Source organism: uncultured Acinetobacter sp., from assembly GCF_947624825.1.
GTDB lineage: Bacteria > Pseudomonadota > Gammaproteobacteria > Pseudomonadales > Moraxellaceae > Acinetobacter.
The window spans coordinates 16556-31925 of the sequence record NZ_CANQLZ010000036.1 but is presented as its reverse complement, the minus strand read 5'-3'; the positions used below and the strand labels follow the sequence as shown (position 1 = coordinate 31925).

Below are 15370 nucleotides of genomic sequence, written 5' to 3'. Positions count from 1 at the left end.
CAGGGGTATATTTTACTTTTTTCATCGGGACATTCTCTCAGAAAGTTTGGTCTCCGACAAACCCGGTACGGTTCATTTCATCTTTGAGTAACACTAAGTTGAGATGAAGTTGACGTTTAGCATTTTCACTTTTGAGTCTTCTATAAGGATTGTGTTTTAATATCAGACTAATCTCTATATTCTGATTGATATCTTTCCATAAAAGCTCTGGGGCTATTATTTCTGCTAGGCTTAAGCCTCGGACTTCATTCAGGCGCAACCCCAATCGATAAGCCAAGATATACATGACCATCAACTGCTGTAAGTATCTTTTCTCTTGTAAGGTTGTGACATCCTGTATTTTAAACATCAGCTGTTTTTTTAATTCATGCCACTGGCGTGGACTCACTAACTTTGCATCACATATTTGCACACGTTGAAATTGACTACTTTTAAAGCTCACAACCTTTGGTACGTTAAAGTGCTGCACACAGAACTGGTGAAAGGCTTTAAGACGCCCAAAAGCATACTGCGCACGATTTTGATTCTTCAGAGGATTTTTCACAGCTTTGGCTTGGTCACGCTGATCAATATCACTTAAGATATCCTGATACAAAAACTCGTAGTCATCTTCTGTCATGCTTTCAATATCATCTTCATACAGATAAATATGAAATATATAATCTTTTGCTATACTACTTAAATAGCGTTCAACGGAGCTCAGTTTAATTTTTTGTTCTTTAAGCTCAAAAATCCAATCCAATAAGCGCAGCTGTGCTTCAATGATATTTTTCTCTTTACCAGTGGCTTGATCTTTCTGTTGCTGCAAACTTTTTTGAATGTTCGACCAACGTAACCATTTTATTTTTTCTTGCTTCTTTTGACGTTTGTGTTGGGACAATGTTTGAGATTTCTCAAACAACACCAATTCAAAAGGAATTGATTTTAGATTTTCGGCAGCAGTTTTAAATTCAGTCAGTTTTTCAACCTGAATAGGAAGCTCTAAGTTTGCACCATTATGATCACTCGGAGGATGTATTAAGTCTTGCTCTAACCAACTATATTTCTGATCCGCAGATGATAAAGCGACAGTTTTTAAATTCTGTTGTAAAACTTGGCTAAGTGCCATATCAAGATTGAGATTTGAATCATATTCTAGTCCTAAATGCATATGCTTAAATGCAGAAATTGGACCTACATCTAACAACTTTTCATCAGTAGCTCGAGTGAGCTTATGCAGATCTTGAAGTACTTCCTTGACGAATGCCTCAGAATCATGGTTCTCTTTTTTTATCTGATGCAATACAACCGTAATCGCATCAAGTACATAACGTGGTTTTTGCTCTGTATAAATGAATTCAGCTGATAGTATGGCCTGATATAGAAAAATGGCATATGGATTAATCCAAACCTGACGCCATTGATAAATAATTTTATGATTAATCTCATTACCATAATATGGATGTTGTAATTTATAGGTCAACACCAATGGATTAATGATCGTTTTATAATCTGAATGATACAGTTTACAGTATAAATTTGAGTCATTATTTTTTAATTCACTTAATAAACTCTGACCAATAGCGACCAAGTTTTGTAAATCATAACAGCCTGAATAATAGATAAGACTCAGATACAAATTCCCCCAAATTAAATCAACTGAACTTAGATCTAAACTTGGACTTTGCCAGTATTCCTTTAGAATATCAGCAATATGTACATGTTTTCGCCCATGTTGTAGACGTATCTCTGTACTTAAAATGTCACGTGGCGGTGGTTCAGAAAAGTGTGTTTTAGGACGCAAGCTAATACGATACCCCTGTGGATGTTTCTGTTCATATTCCACACGGCGCTCTGAAAAATAAGACTCACTATAAATAATGTAAGGCTTTTGAGCAGACTGACTCTTAAGCTTCTTTTTTTGCAAGAAAAAAGCTAAACCATCTCGAAAATCCCCCCAAAGTATTCTGATTTCATTATCAATATCTTTCGTCTCTCGTTTATCACTTTCTTTTAATAGTTGATGAATCTGTTTAAATAGAAGATCAATTTGGGAACCAATTTCAGCTTTAATTACATCCTCTTTAGCCACGTAAGTGATCCTCTCTAAGAAATATGTTCTATCTGTAAGTCTTTAATCATTTGATCTATGCTTGACGTGATGCTTTCGCAATACTTACTCATTGTTGCCGATGAATAACGATAAAATAGCTCTTGATCACGCTGGTCATGACCATACAACGCTTGAATAGCATTAAACGGTATCTCTTGGTCCATCAACATATTCATATCGAAATGACGTAGCCAATTATTGTAAATTTCTAAATCAAAATATTGACTCAGGTAGTCATTCACGTCACTTCGATTTAGTGGTGCAATTTTGATTTTTTTACTGCCCCATTGTTTTTCTGTAGTCGGCAATTCCTTGGGACAAGTAATCGTCTGACCAAACAAATCATTTACAGTAATAGTCCTCTTAAACACCCATCTGAATAAGCTTTGATAACACTGAGTAATCTGCTTTAAAAAAGCCACATATTTCTGAAATGCATCTATAAAAAATTTTGACAGCGGAATATAACGCCCATCTTTACGTGATGTACTATTCTTTTTGTCATTCACATACACTACTTTTAGTTTCAAATCATAATCATCTAATTGTCCGAGTAAATTTTCTTTCGGACGTCCACCCAAACACAATAAGCTCATATGCCACATCCAAATTGCATATGAATTAATTTGCTGAATCACGTGCTGATGAATCGCGATTTGCTCAGAACAAAGACGATTTAATTTCTTAAAAAAATCACTAACAAATTCTGGTTTTAGAGCAAGCTGACTCCCCAAACGTGGAGAATTTTCTGATGATACTCCTTCAAATTGTCGTTGAAGATGAGAAATCGTTTGATCTGTTTCCGGATCAGCTATGGTCTCTAGATAAATGAAATACTTGTCATCGAGTTTTTGTTGATGAATACCATTATAAAAACTACCAGGTAAATCGTGATAGCTATCTTTTCCAGATAAAACGTGTGCAATATATTCATTAAAGGTGTCATGAAAAACATGGAAATATAGTTGTGCTTGTAGTTTTTCAACCGTAATTGAACCCAGGTAGGCTGTCGCTGTCCATTTTTTTAAATAGCGATTAACATCTGCAGCCGTAATACTCACTTTGTGATCATAGTGATGGATATAATCAAACCAGCTACTTGATAGATAAAGTTCATGTGTTCGTGTGTGGTTCAGCCGGTGTGCTTTAAGATACTCAATTTTTTGCTCACTAATCTCAAGTTTTAAACATATGCGATATTCTGGATGTTTAGTATCATCATTAACGATCAAGATCCCATCTTTAATCAGTTGTGGATATTGCAGCAATGCGATGGGGGAAAGACCACTCGTTAGGCTCAACAGACATGCAGCGGCAATCGCTGATTCCATAGCACGATTGGAATCGAGTTCTAAGTTTAATAGATAAACGAGTTGGCGAATTACCTGTTGGTTCATGTAATGTGGATTGGTCACGAAAGGCTGTAGTCTTCTTTGTCGATGGCGATGTAAATGAGCTGTATGTTCATTGAATACCTTAGTAAATCGTGTGGTGCGTGGATCAGTACTATGAATACTTAATCCAGCTTCTTCGACCTCTACTTCACCACAGTCATCTTCCCTAATATCATATGTTAAGGCTATTTCAGTGGCTTCATCTAAATACACACGTCGGTTACATTTTCTTTCTCTATATTGTTTTAATTGTGATTCAATTGGCCAATCTTTAACAATTTTTTTATTTTTTCGACGTCTACGACGTACAATTTTCCCTTGTGCAAGACGTTTTAGTAAAATAGTCAATGTGCCTATATAAGATAAGATTTTTTCATTACTTAATTTCAGTTTATGAATCGATTCTTCCCATTTTTCATATTTTGACTTGGCTTCATGAGTATCATGCTTCAGCATAAAATCTAAATAAAATTCCAGTAGAGCTTTAGATTCATTAAAAGTTGCTTGCTGAGGCTCTTCAAACAATGGTTTCGCAATATAACGTAATAAATCAAGGCTTTCTTTTTGCTTATTTTTTGAATTTGGTAACTTAGAAATTTCTCTGTACTGTTTGTAAAAGAAATAACTTACACGCAGTAGTAAATATCTCTCCTCAATCAACTTTGATGTATCACCATAAGCAAAATAACTAAGAGCAGCTCTGAGATAATCAGTACCAATCACCCTTTTTTTAGCAATATCTTGATAAACCTCGTGTGCTTGATTTAGCAGTACTCCAAATTGAATACGCTCTGCTTCATTTAATTGTGCGTAAGAGTGAAATATCACTGGTAATTTAAGCGAAAGATATACATCTAAGAATTGCTCTTTACTCATGTGAAATCATCCTCAGTTTGGGCTCGATTTACATGAGTGTTTTCGACAGCACCATTTGTCTGAGCTTGAAAAAGTGCAATGACCTGCTCTTTCGCAGCTCTATTACGCAATTGAAAATACTGAATGTAAAATGCTGCGCTTAATTGAGTAGATATCTCAAAGATATCTTGATGAAAGTTGGGATCAATATAACAGTTGATATTCTTCAGTAGCTGAATATGCGGTACGTAGTCCACATGTCCACGCAGGCATCTAGCCTTCCGCAACATACTCAGAATACGTTGCCACACCTTAATGTACTTTTTTTTAAAAGTAGCTTGTTTCGCTTTCGCTTTGCCTGGGCGAATTTGACGCAGTTTCACAAGAGCCGCATGTATTGAAACCACCTCTTTTTCAGCACTTAAGAAAGGCTCGATAAACTGATAAAAAAATATCATCAACTCTTTGACAATTTGATCAAAATTCATGAAATTCCAGGCAAATAAACTTATACATTTTTTTATATCATCTTTTTTATTTACTTTTAAACCTTATATGTATCAGTGTTGTTAAATTAAAATAAATATTTGATTTAATTTAAATATTAATAAATATTAACTCAAAAATTCTTCCAATTTTTCTTATTATTGTGTTATCCACCCATAAAATCCTACCCCATAGAAAGATAAAAAGCCTCGCTCATTACAACGCAAAGAGTTACTTCAGACGGTTAAAAGTTTAGGCAGGCGCATAGGTAAAAAATGGTTGGGTTATCATCGTCGAAGTTTGGTTGAAACCAAGATGCATTGCATCAAACTATGGGGAGAGAAACTAAGTGCAAAGAACTTTCAAAGCCAGGTAAATGAAATTCATGCACATGTGGCAGTGCTTAATCGGTTCACTGAATTAGGCCGGCCTTACACTCAAGTTATCACTTAAATCTGAATGGCTTAAAGGAAATTCAGCTTTTAAATTTTTATCCAACAAAGCCAATTTAAACTATTAAATAGCACCACATTCATAAAAATTACTAATTATCACTTTTAACAAATAACAATATAAAAGGTCATAAAATACTTATTAAATAATATAAGAAGTATATAATGACTTTTAGAGGTAAAATTGTTATGAAAAAATCGTCGAGTGATTTCATATTAGAGGGGGTTCCCGACCTACTTAAGATGATTGGTAGTAATATCAGAACGGCTCGCATCAATCGTAATATGACAATCAAAGAATTAGCTAACCGTGTACATGTCGATGAGAAAACCATTTCAAGATTGGAGAGTGGTCAACCAAGTACCAATTTAAAAAATCTGATATCTATTCTTGTAGTATTTGGCTTAGAAGATGGTTTGTATACGATTGCCAATCCTCAAGAAGATGAGGTCGGTAAAGCCTTGGCATCTAAAAGACAGAGAGTACGGGTTAGAAATATCAATATGAGGATTGATGATGACTTCTAAAAGCTTCTCCATGCAAGATGAGCTGAAGAGCTGCTATATCTTTCTAGATACCGGAGATACCCCTCAGGTCGTGGCCAAGTACGTTCTTGATCAATCTACTTATACTTTTATTTATGGTAAAAGCTATCTAGAATTAAATGATTCATTTGAGCTCGACCCTATTAACCTCCCATTTATACAACCTAATGCGCCCTATGTTACAACTCATAAAGATGGTTTTGGTGTCCTTGCCGATGCCACGCCTGATAACTGGGGACGCAAGCTTACACTGTCGCAGCATACACGCGTTCCTTTAAATCAGATTGAATGGCTTATTTCTGCACGAGGTAATGCTGTAGGTTGTCTGGTCGCTAGTTTGTCGTCTAAAGCCATTAAGGGCTCCAATCAAAGCTCATATGTTCACTTCGATGACTTGAAATCGTATCTCAAATTATCAAAGGCGATTGATCAACAAGAAGATCCCAGGACGATTAGCTTTATGAGCGATAACTATTTGGAGAAATTAATTCATCATGGCTCATCTATGGGTGGTGCTAGACCTAAGGTCATCGTACACCATAACAATATTGAGTGGATTGCTAAATTTAATAAAGATGATGATCTATTCGACAATGCTAAGGTTGAGTATGCTTCGATGAAGATGGCCAGAGCGATGGGGCTTAATGTCAGTAATGTAATGCTAGAAGAAGTTGCAGGCAGTCCAATTTTATTGGTAGAACGTTTTGATCGAAATTGTATCGAAAGAAAAAAACACTATATCAGTGCGAATAGCCTTATGAACATCCGTAAAATTCGTGTAGGTGACTTAAAAATGTCCTACATGAATTTATCTAAAATCTGCAGCCAAATTTGTTATGACGCTATTAGTAATCAGAAAGAATTATTCAAGCGCATGATTTTGAATATTATGATTAGCAATACAGATGATCATCTCAAAAACCATGGCTTTCTCATGTACGATATGAAAAACCATCGCTATGCATTAAGTCCTCTTTTTGACGTTTTACCGCATGGCGCTCGCGCTTCCTATCCCAAGGAGCATGCACTCGCTATAGGTGAAGAAGGCCGAGTTGGTACGCTTCGTAATGCTTTAAGTCGATGCAATGCGTTTGGCCTTAATCATAATGAAGCTTTAAACATCATTAAAGATGTACGGGATGTACTTGAATGCAGAAGGGTGTTTCTCAAAGAGGCTGAGTTAACTGATTATCAAATTACACAGCTTGATCACTATTATCATTTAGAGATCAGGATTTAAACAGCAATTAATCATGGCTAACGGTTTAATGTTAGCCATTTCACAACATCAGTATGTATGACATCAAGTCATAAGCAATATGTGACCTTCTCATGTTCAAGGCATAGTATGCCAGAGCTTAAGGACTGAATTTTGTCGATTAGGATCATTTTCAAAATTTTCAATGATATCTTTTAATGGTGAACCATTTTCCCAGAAGATGGTATAAATCATGATAAGTTGCTGAGCATATTCTAAATCTGTGTCATTTTCATATTGAACAAATAGAGAGATCTTCTTTCTATTTCTTTCAAAAAAAAATACAAAAACAATTTTTTCAGTAGGATCTTGTCCTAGGAATTTGTCTCTTTTCATCATTTCCATCTAATTTTTAAAATAGTTTGAATTGAATTGCTGTTTAGCAATATCTACAGACTATAGAGAGTTAGCCAGCTTTTTGAAAAAACCAAACATCATTTATAAGTGTAGCAAGTTGCTACACTTGACCTTTGTCAATTAAATGAATCAAAAAATCTTCAAGCTCTATTAAATCGTGCTCATTCAGGTTAGCAATATTTAATGACACTTTTAATTGATCATTATTAAGCTTAATGTTTCCAGCAACTCTACCCTGATAAGTGATTTTTTTCACCACTGAACATGAAGCTTGATCTTTAATATTGCTCATTAATTTTACAGCATACTTTACAGCTTTAGTCTGCTCTAAAGTACCTAGCTTCACTTTTCCCCATGCAGACAAGAGCGCATCGTGAGCCTTGTTTAATTCATCGCTATGATCTGCAAGAAACTTTTTAAATGCTGTAGCAGCGGTACGTCCAAGCAGGCTTGGATCAGCATTCAGATCGTTTAGAATCTCTTTTGGGAGCTTGGCATATGCTAAATACTTATACATATCTTCACGGTTCAAACCTAACGATTTTGCCAGCTGCTGTTTATTTTTTTTTAAATTTTCATCTAATGAGTTTAGACCGAGGAAAATTTCATAATCTGTTAAATCCTGGCGTTTTAAATTTTCGGCTAATGTAAGTAAAGATGCTTCATTATCACTTACATCAATAATGATTGCCTCAATTGTATTTTTACCTAGTAACTGATGCGCACGCAGTCTACGCTCACCTGCAATAAGCTGATACTTCAAATTATCGAGTTTGCGTAATGTAATAGGTTGTAATAACCCAACCTCCTCAATGGAGTTTGCAAGTTCCTTTAAATCAGATTCATTGAATAATTGACGTGGTTGATAGGGACTACGCTCAATATCTGCAATTGAAACATTACGACGAAATTCTTTTGCATCACGTGTATGATCTGTTTGAGCCTGCTGATGCTTCTGAGTATTTTGTTTTAACTTTTCAGCTAACAAGGCTTTTGTACTTACCATAGTATTCTCAGTGTTTAAGCCTTAGCAATGATTTCTAGGGCTAAATTTTCAAACGCTTTACGGACTTTGCAGTTCTTATCTAACTTATAAAGTGACTGTTGTAAAATAGCGGCTTGGTTTACCTTGGTACTTTGAGGAATCGTAGTGTCAAGTATTTGACCGACTTGTTGAATTGCTTCGTCGCGAATCAATTTACATACATTCTGACGTTCGTCATGTCTAAGTAATAGAGCACCTAAAAGTTTGAGATGTGGGTTGATCCGCTTTATTTTTTCAAGATGATTCAGTAAATCAGTGACTCCATATAATCCATATTGAGAGCCAGATTCAATTGGTATAATCACATGTGTTGCAGAAGCAAGTGCATTACTCGTTAATAGCTTAAGGCTTGGTGGGCAATCTATAAGAATAAAATCGTAAAGATCTTTAAGTAACTGTAGTTTAATTGTGAGTTCTTCAGAAGGACGTGGTGCCTCTTCTTTTAACTGATCCTCTGCTTTACCTAAACTAAGAGAACCATATATTAAAGAAACGTTCTCAATTTGAGTTTCTTCTTGTAAAGCTTCGGTAAGTAAGGTGATATCACCAAGCAATAGCTCTGCTGTAGTCACGGAAACTTCACTTGGATGTTGAATACCAATATGTAGACTAGCATTCGCTTGTGGATCTAAATCGATCACTAAAACTCGATGACTCATTGCTGCTAATTCTGATGCTAAATGTACAACAGTTGTTGTTTTACCACAGCCACCTTTGTGATTTGCAACAGCGATAATTTTTGCAGACATATGTGTCAAATATTTCCATATTGGGTTTCTAAGTATTGGTTAATATAAAGAACTTTGGAAAGACTTACTAGAGCTTTTAAAGTTAAAAACTTCAAATTTTCTTCGAATAGAAAAATTTAAAAAATATTTTTTACCTTAGCTAGCTTAATTAATAATTATATTAATTAGTTATTTAGCTAATTAATAATTAGAGATTTTTTTATTTTTTAAAAACAATAATTTATCGATTTAAAAGTGGAAGGTTTGTCACCGAAAAGTGGAAGGTTTGTCACCGAAAAGTGGAAGGTTTGTCACCGAAAAGTGGAAGGTTTGTCACCGAAAAGTGGAAGGTTTGTCACTATGGTGGAAGGTTTGTCACTATGTGATTTAAAAATAATAAAAATTTTAATATAATTAATGTATTAGGTTGTGGATATCTTGATTTACTATGCTTTAAAGGTGGAAGGTTTGTCACCGTGAAAATTGAGCTGTGGATAAGTTTTCGTAATGATTCTTTTGCATATAAATTAACCTAAAAACTATCTACTTTTGATTTAAAGGTGGAAGGTTTGTCACGCTATTGCCAAAATTTTTATAAATTTGAGTGAACTCAAGTTCCTTATAGCTCAAAATTATGTTTTTGTGCGGTATATTGTTATAACTATTCTATTTAAATATAAAAAAAATTAATCATTTCAATAATATCGGTCATGTTTTCATCTATACCGTGACAATCTTTCCACCTTTACGATATTAAAAGTGTAAAAATTGATTTATTTTCCACTTTTAATATAATGCTTATAGCTCGATTAAATGTACTTTATCTATGACTGAAACCTATAAACTAGAAGAAGAGGGTGAATACATTCCCTACTGTATCGGCAGTATTCGTCATGATGGTGTCGTAAGCACAAGTAACCGTTTAATTCGTCCTATTGAACTTTCTGCCAATGAATATAAGGCACTCTTATATGCCATGGCAGTAGCTAATCAGACTGAAAAAAATAATGGCTCTGGTGAAATTACTGAGCAAACCTATATCTATTTATATAAGGACAATTTAGGTGAACTGCTCGGTTTAGAAAAGCGCAATTCTGTGAACGTAGCGATTGATCGTATTTATAAAGAGCTGTCTTCTAGAGTTGCTCATTTTATTATTGAAGAACCTAGTGATGCACCTAAGAAAAAGACCAAAAAAGTGCATTCTGTTGTGCCTATTATTCGTGAATTGCGATGGGAAGATGACTTGAAGAATGCGATCCAATTGCGTTTTACAAGTGAAGTTTTGCCCTATTTTACGCAACTTGCTGGAGGAAACTTCACGACTTATCAGCTAAAACATTTATTTGCTTTAGATTCTGTGGCGAGTATGAGCCTGTATACTTTTTTTATTAAAAATGAATATAAGTATCAAAGTCATGAAAGTTATACTATTGATTTAAGCTTAGATGAATTGAAAGACTTAATTGATAACAAAAAGAAGTACGATCGTTGGGTGGATTTTAAGCGCTATGTACTCGATAAAATCATTAAAGAAATTAATCAATATACAGATTTAGATTTAGCTTATGAAGTGATTAAAAAAGGGCGTCCAGTCGTTGGTATACGCTTTAAACTAAAAGATCGGCATTCGAATCATCAAAAAGTGGCTTTAAAGTTTGCTGAAAAAGTCTATTTAGATGTGCCTTTTGAAGATAATGGAGTAGTCAAGAGTTTAGGGGCAAAATTTGATACTGCTGTCCGCGCCTGGTATATCTATAACACCGACAGCAATTATAAAGAATTCTCTAGGTGGTTTAAAAAAGAAGGATGTTTAACTGAATCGCAAGCAAATATGGTTGTGAATGATTCGCTCTTTCAAATGGATTTTGCTGAGGTCGGTATGAGTCTAGATAACTTCAAGCGCAGTATGAAACACAAACTAAAAAATGATGCTGCTTTTGTGCAAAGCATTCGTGATCGCTTAAATGGTATTTTTAATGCCAATATTATCTAAGCGTAAAAGTGTAGCAACTTGCTACATTTTTAAAGATGTAGAGTTAGACAGACAGTACTGATGTCTAAAATCTCGTCAGTGTATAGAATTTTCAATCAGATATATGAGCATTCTAAGGAACTGTTAAGCCAAGCTGTTCTGGGCGATACCAAAGCGCTTTTAAATGGCCTAACTGATCCTTCAAATAAGCTGCTTTCTGAATGATAAATTGCTGGTGCTTGAGCCACTGTTCTAGTCTTACGTCCATATAATCAATGTCGATTCTAAGCTTACGCAGTTGCTGATAAAGTTGGCGTTTAGGTGCTGGCATATTGGCCAAGTAAGCTGCACTTGGCAGAGGATGTATTGGCTGTACCAAACCTTGTTGTAGAGTGATTGTTGGTTGAGTACAGGATGCTGATATAGTGGTTTTAGCCACAGTGATAAGCTGAGCAGTTGGTTTGTTTTGAACTGTCTGTCTTGCTTCCTGTTTCTTTAATCTTGTTGATTCAATATTAATCGTATCTAGTTGTGTTTGTTCTTTTAATAAAGTCCGCAATTTACGGTAATTAATACTGTAAAAATTGGTTTGTAGCCATTTATTTTGGGCAAGTTTTTTAACGACTAAGATGCCTAATTTTTTAAGTTTACTGACCACACGTTTAATGGTAGAGACGCTATACATACCCAAAGTTTCTACCCATTGCTCATAGCTATGGTAGAAATATTTTTTTTGGTCTGCATGGTGTTGTAAACAATAGTGTAGCTTTTGCAAAAAAATCGCTGAGGCTACGCCATACGCTTGGGCAAGCGTAGGCGAAGCAATAAGTGGGTAATCCCCTTGTATTAGTAACTTGTTATTTTTCATCATTTTAACCTTACAATGATGAATTGGTTTTTTTGAAAAACTTAAGCTGTGGGCGCTGTTGCGTGCGTTTTACCCAATCCGAAGGATATGTTTGATCATGACCATCACAATGTTCACCTGACCAATATTCTTGATTGAATTCGTCCTGATATGTAGATCTCTGGGGTTCGTTTAGAATTAAATTAGGTAAATTTTGAGTAGTGTGATTTTTTTCTTCAGAGACATCTAAAGTTTTATAAATATCGAGTAAAGCTTGACGTTGTTGCTGACTAAGTAACTTAGCACTAGCAATTAAAAGTTGTTTAGCGAGGTATTTAGGCGTGCAAGAATTTGCACTATTGAATTTATTATTCATAGCATTTTCCTAGATAAGTATTTTAATTATCTCCATCACTTCTCACGGTAATGGAGGCAACTTAACAGGGGTGAGAATACTGAATCTAGGATCAGCCAGCACAAAGCTGCCCTGCTAAGTCACCATAGGACTGCTTAACAGTAGGCAAAAAAATAGTCGCAGGTGCGACATTTGATTGCACCTAGATTTTACAGGTTCTCACGCCTGAACACAGATTTTGCTGTGCTGTGTTAAGCGTATCGTTTAAAGACATAAGCGTCAAGCATTTGATTTTTTATTCAATTAAAAATTGTGCAGCTTAAGTTGAAGTTTGAACTTGAGCTTAATTTATTAAATTATTTTATGCTTATTTTATTTATAAAGATGAATAGTTCAGAATGAGCTATTCCATTAGCTTATTCTGAACCGATGGAGTAGCTCAGAATAGAACGCTGCTGTTTGACTAGTAGAAACGTAGAAATATAGATTTCAGACTGTAGCAACTTGCTACAGTTTTTTGGTAATTGACATGCTGAAATTCAGTGAAAGGTAAAAAACTAATACGTAAATTTACCTTTCTAGTAATTTAGAAGCTTATGAAAATATAGGTGATCTTAGAGTCGATTGAGGAAAAAAGATGTCATATTGTAGTTTGAAAAATAAAAGAAATTATCACTGCACATAACCCTTATTATGTGCAGTAATAATTAGCCAATTAATAAAGAGAGGATCTACGACAATTTTTTATAAGAGTTTGGATCACTGCCCATAATTACCATTATGGGCAGTGATAACTTTATTATTTAAAATACAATTCCTTATCCATATATTGGACTATTTAGGACAAATCACCTTTTTAACGGAGTTAACTTCATCAATGGCATAATAACTGTCAGCTTTTTCAAGCTTATAAGGTGTTGAAATTGCGACGCAGTCCCCTTTTCTGAGATCCATCAAAGTCTTCTGTTTTGATTCATTCAAATTTATACTATATATGGATAACGTACCTTTAGTTGTTTTAATTTGGATAGATTCCTCGCCATAATGGTTCGGATTGTTTTGGGTTACTTTAAAGGTTGTCGTAGCTGAAAAAGCGGTTGTCGATACTAAACACAACAATGGAAGTAAGATTTTTTTCATATATTTCATCCAATAACTATTTTAAGATCATTAAGTAATAGATTTTTGATATTCACAAGTATGCGTGTGTAATCCTAGATGCCCATCCAAATCCTTTTGGGATGTTTGAACCCCTGCTTTGCAAAGCATTACTCTCATCCTATGACTTTGAAAGCAAATATTAGACATAGTGAGAAGTTATGACAAACTTTAGCTTAATCCATAGATACAAGATATCCAATCTCCAAAGTTATTTAAAAAAACACCTAAAATCTCATAAAAATTATTTTAAATTTCTAATAGACCTCTTGCGAAAGTGGTTATTGCAAGTTTATTCGGTTTACCAGTGCAGCAATTAAGTTAATGCGTAAACCGAATCTTTTCCGTCTATTTCGATAGCGTTCACTTAATATTCTAAATGTTTTCAATTGACTATTGATGTGTTCAATCAAAACTCGTATTTTTCCAATCAGTTTATTGTACTTTTTCTCAACACTAAATAACGGGAAATTCTTCTTTTTCTTTATGGGCATCAATAATTTAAAGCCATGTTGCTCTAATCCGTAGTACCCTAAATCGGTCACAACATATTTACAATGCTTAAATTTCTTAACCGTTTCTCTTGCCAGTTTAATGTCATGCTGACCGCCATTCGATATATCTAGCCCTATGATTTGTTTACTCTTCGGATGATAGATCACTTGGGCCTTTAGCGTATGTTTTTTCTTTTTACCACTGTAGAACTTACTCTGATTTTTTTTTCGGGCGTTCGATTGAACATTCTATCGCATCAATAATGACCCAGTTAAAGTGTTCTTCTGCTGTGGTTATGCTTCGTTTTGGCAGGGTAAAACGTCTTGATTTCATCAATGCATCTTCAACCTTTTTAATGGTTCGATTCACATTACTTTCAGCGATATGGTAATTTGCCGCTAATTCCAGTTGAGTACTATAGTTGCGTAAGTAATTGAGAGTTAATAACAATTGATCCTCTATATCTAAAGTATGAGGTCGACCTGATTTCTTTTTGAGTGATTCTGCTTTTTCTAGAACCTCTACCATTTCAGTAAAAACTTGTCGAGGTACGCCAACCAAGCGTTTGAATTCAGAATCTGAAAAACGGTTTAATTTCTGATATCTCATGAAATTTATATGGAGGTGATTTTTACTTTCGCAAGAGGTCTAATATTTTAAGGGTTAACTTAATGAAAAAATTAATATTATTTACTATATTTTTACTGCTTTTTATAAGCCGAGCAGAAGCGATGACGCTCCAGCAACAAATAAATAACCATGTAAGTAAATCTATAAAAAAACTTAATTTGGAGAGTAAGAAAAATGCTGTGGATTCGGATTATTTTAAGTATGCTCTAAAAGCTAAAGAAGTCATTACTGCTGATATTAATCGTGATGGGGTCAAAGATAGAATAGCAGTTCTGGATTTTTGTGAAGAAACAACTTGCCATCCCACCACCATGAGTACAGAAGTTGTCGTTTTCATTGGTAAGAAAGATCAAACGTTTAGCCTCTTAGGCTCATATTTTTATAGTGTGGTAGCTAGTGTAAAAAAAGATAAAAATGGCGGGATTTATGTTCATCAATATGATTATTTTGATAATGATGGACACTGTTGTCCTAGCCGTCTTACTAAGTTTAATCTTCATATTAAAGATGGAAAGCTGATGTCTAGAAAAGTAAATTAAATTTATAAAATATTCAGTCTTACATGTCGCGTTAAAATAACTGAATGACCTGAATTGAAAAGTGTAGCAACTTGCTACACTTTTTGTTTGCTACAGATCGCTGAATGCTTGGTTTAAGTATCTAAAGGCTAAATTTTTTTAATCTCCTTGGAGTAAAC

14 protein-coding genes and 1 pseudogene are annotated in these 15370 nt (G+C 34.6%); 5 read left to right on the top strand and 10 right to left on the bottom strand.

The genetic code is table 11. The features are described from left to right. Positions 1 to 37: 37 nt before the first annotated feature. Genes Q0017_RS09410 through Q0017_RS09400 form a run of 3 tightly spaced genes read right to left on the bottom strand, consistent with a single transcriptional unit; the run spans position 38 to position 4829 of the window. The gene (locus Q0017_RS09410; RefSeq protein WP_298145857.1) at positions 38 to 2071 is read right to left on the bottom strand and encodes a hypothetical protein; all 2034 of its coding nucleotides are present in this window, start codon (positions 2069 to 2071) and stop codon (positions 38 to 40) included. Between the two features lie 14 nt (positions 2072 to 2085). Further along, entirely contained in the window at positions 2086 to 4362 is a 2277-nt protein-coding gene (locus Q0017_RS09405; protein ID WP_298145854.1) for a hypothetical protein, read from the bottom strand. Next, positions 4359 to 4829: a hypothetical protein gene (locus Q0017_RS09400; protein WP_298145851.1), complete on the bottom strand. Its 471-nt coding sequence runs from the start codon at positions 4827 to 4829 to the stop codon at positions 4359 to 4361. The genes Q0017_RS09405 and Q0017_RS09400 overlap by 4 nt, the downstream gene beginning before the upstream one ends. Before the next feature lie 187 nt (positions 4830 to 5016). Between Q0017_RS09400 and Q0017_RS09395 the strand changes: the two are divergent. The 3 genes and pseudogenes from Q0017_RS09395 to Q0017_RS09385 all read left to right on the top strand — a co-directional run. Next, positions 5017 to 5280: pseudogene (locus tag Q0017_RS09395) on the top strand (IS5/IS1182 family transposase); the annotation flags it as partial. 188 nt (positions 5281 to 5468) lie between these two features. Then, complete coding sequence (locus Q0017_RS09390; RefSeq protein WP_298145848.1) at positions 5469 to 5807, top strand: helix-turn-helix transcriptional regulator; 339 nt, start codon at positions 5469 to 5471, stop codon at positions 5805 to 5807. After that, positions 5794 to 7065 (top strand): type II toxin-antitoxin system HipA family toxin, encoded by a 1272-nt coding sequence (locus Q0017_RS09385; protein WP_298145845.1) that lies wholly within the window; start codon positions 5794 to 5796, stop codon positions 7063 to 7065. Before Q0017_RS09390 ends, Q0017_RS09385 begins: the two co-directional genes overlap by 14 nt. Positions 7066 to 7161: 96 nt before the next feature. Here Q0017_RS09385 and Q0017_RS09380 read toward each other — a convergent pair whose 3' ends face one another. The 3 genes from Q0017_RS09380 to Q0017_RS09370 all read right to left on the bottom strand — a co-directional run bounded on the left by Q0017_RS09380 (position 7162) and on the right by Q0017_RS09370 (position 9234). Next, positions 7162 to 7428 (bottom strand): hypothetical protein, encoded by a 267-nt coding sequence (locus tag Q0017_RS09380; RefSeq protein WP_298145843.1) that lies wholly within the window; start codon positions 7426 to 7428, stop codon positions 7162 to 7164. A 112-nt stretch (positions 7429 to 7540) separates the two neighbouring features. Continuing rightward, entirely contained in the window at positions 7541 to 8446 is a 906-nt protein-coding gene (locus Q0017_RS09375) for a ParB/RepB/Spo0J family partition protein (RefSeq protein ID WP_298145840.1), read from the bottom strand. Positions 8447 to 8460: 14 nt separating this feature from the next. Then, positions 8461 to 9234, bottom strand: a complete 774-nt coding sequence (locus Q0017_RS09370) for a ParA family protein (protein WP_298145836.1) — start codon at positions 9232 to 9234, stop codon at positions 8461 to 8463. An 805-nt stretch (positions 9235 to 10039) separates the two neighbouring features. Here Q0017_RS09370 and Q0017_RS09365 point away from each other — a divergent pair. Further along, positions 10040 to 11209, top strand: a complete 1170-nt coding sequence (locus Q0017_RS09365; RefSeq protein WP_298145833.1) for a replication initiation protein — start codon at positions 10040 to 10042, stop codon at positions 11207 to 11209. Positions 11210 to 11321: 112 nt separating this feature from the next. On the opposite strand, the gene Q0017_RS09360 is transcribed toward Q0017_RS09365, so the two are convergent. From Q0017_RS09360 to Q0017_RS09345, 4 genes are all read right to left on the bottom strand, one after another. Further along, positions 11322 to 12059, bottom strand: a complete 738-nt coding sequence (locus Q0017_RS09360) for a hypothetical protein (protein WP_298145829.1) — start codon at positions 12057 to 12059, stop codon at positions 11322 to 11324. A 7-nt stretch (positions 12060 to 12066) separates the two neighbouring features. After that, positions 12067 to 12411 carry a hypothetical protein gene (locus Q0017_RS09355; protein WP_298145826.1) on the bottom strand — a complete coding sequence of 115 codons (345 nt, stop codon included), beginning with the start codon at positions 12409 to 12411 and terminating at the stop codon, positions 12067 to 12069. An 813-nt stretch (positions 12412 to 13224) separates the two neighbouring features. Further along, positions 13225 to 13530: a hypothetical protein gene (locus Q0017_RS09350; RefSeq protein ID WP_298145823.1), complete on the bottom strand. Its 306-nt coding sequence runs from the start codon at positions 13528 to 13530 to the stop codon at positions 13225 to 13227. A 299-nt stretch (positions 13531 to 13829) separates the two neighbouring features. Next, positions 13830 to 14652 (bottom strand): IS5 family transposase gene (locus tag Q0017_RS09345; protein WP_298145820.1). Its coding sequence is split into 2 segments (ribosomal slippage): positions 13830 to 14270 and positions 14272 to 14652, totalling 822 coding nucleotides; the frame shifts between segments, so codons are not numbered across the junction. A 62-nt stretch (positions 14653 to 14714) separates the two neighbouring features. On the opposite strand from Q0017_RS09345, the gene Q0017_RS09340 reads away from it, so the two are divergent. Further along, positions 14715 to 15212 carry a hypothetical protein gene (locus Q0017_RS09340; RefSeq protein WP_298145816.1) on the top strand — a complete coding sequence of 166 codons (498 nt, stop codon included), beginning with the start codon at positions 14715 to 14717 and terminating at the stop codon, positions 15210 to 15212. The last annotated feature ends 158 nt before the right edge of the window (positions 15213 to 15370 follow it).

Excerpts from the sequence above, each read along its gene's own strand:
- Q0017_RS09405 (WP_298145854.1), bottom strand. The coding sequence starts at position 4,362 with ATGAGTAAAGAGCAATTCTTAGATGTATATCTTTCGCTTAAATTACCA.
- Q0017_RS09400 (WP_298145851.1), bottom strand. The coding sequence starts at position 4,829 with ATGAATTTTGATCAAATTGTCAAAGAGTTGATGATATTTTTTTATCAG.
- Q0017_RS09390 (WP_298145848.1), top strand. The coding sequence starts at position 5,469 with ATGAAAAAATCGTCGAGTGATTTCATATTAGAGGGGGTTCCCGACCTA.
- Q0017_RS09385 (WP_298145845.1), top strand. The coding sequence starts at position 5,794 with ATGATGACTTCTAAAAGCTTCTCCATGCAAGATGAGCTGAAGAGCTGC.
- Q0017_RS09380 (WP_298145843.1), bottom strand. The coding sequence starts at position 7,428 with ATGGAAATGATGAAAAGAGACAAATTCCTAGGACAAGATCCTACTGAA.
- Q0017_RS09375 (WP_298145840.1), bottom strand. The coding sequence starts at position 8,446 with ATGGTAAGTACAAAAGCCTTGTTAGCTGAAAAGTTAAAACAAAATACT.
- Q0017_RS09370 (WP_298145836.1), bottom strand. The coding sequence starts at position 9,234 with ATGTCTGCAAAAATTATCGCTGTTGCAAATCACAAAGGTGGCTGTGGT.
- Q0017_RS09365 (WP_298145833.1), top strand. The coding sequence starts at position 10,040 with ATGACTGAAACCTATAAACTAGAAGAAGAGGGTGAATACATTCCCTAC.
- Q0017_RS09360 (WP_298145829.1), bottom strand. The coding sequence starts at position 12,059 with ATGATGAAAAATAACAAGTTACTAATACAAGGGGATTACCCACTTATT.
- Q0017_RS09355 (WP_298145826.1), bottom strand. The coding sequence starts at position 12,411 with ATGAATAATAAATTCAATAGTGCAAATTCTTGCACGCCTAAATACCTC.
- Q0017_RS09350 (WP_298145823.1), bottom strand. The coding sequence starts at position 13,530 with ATGAAAAAAATCTTACTTCCATTGTTGTGTTTAGTATCGACAACCGCT.
- Q0017_RS09340 (WP_298145816.1), top strand. The coding sequence starts at position 14,715 with ATGAAAAAATTAATATTATTTACTATATTTTTACTGCTTTTTATAAGC.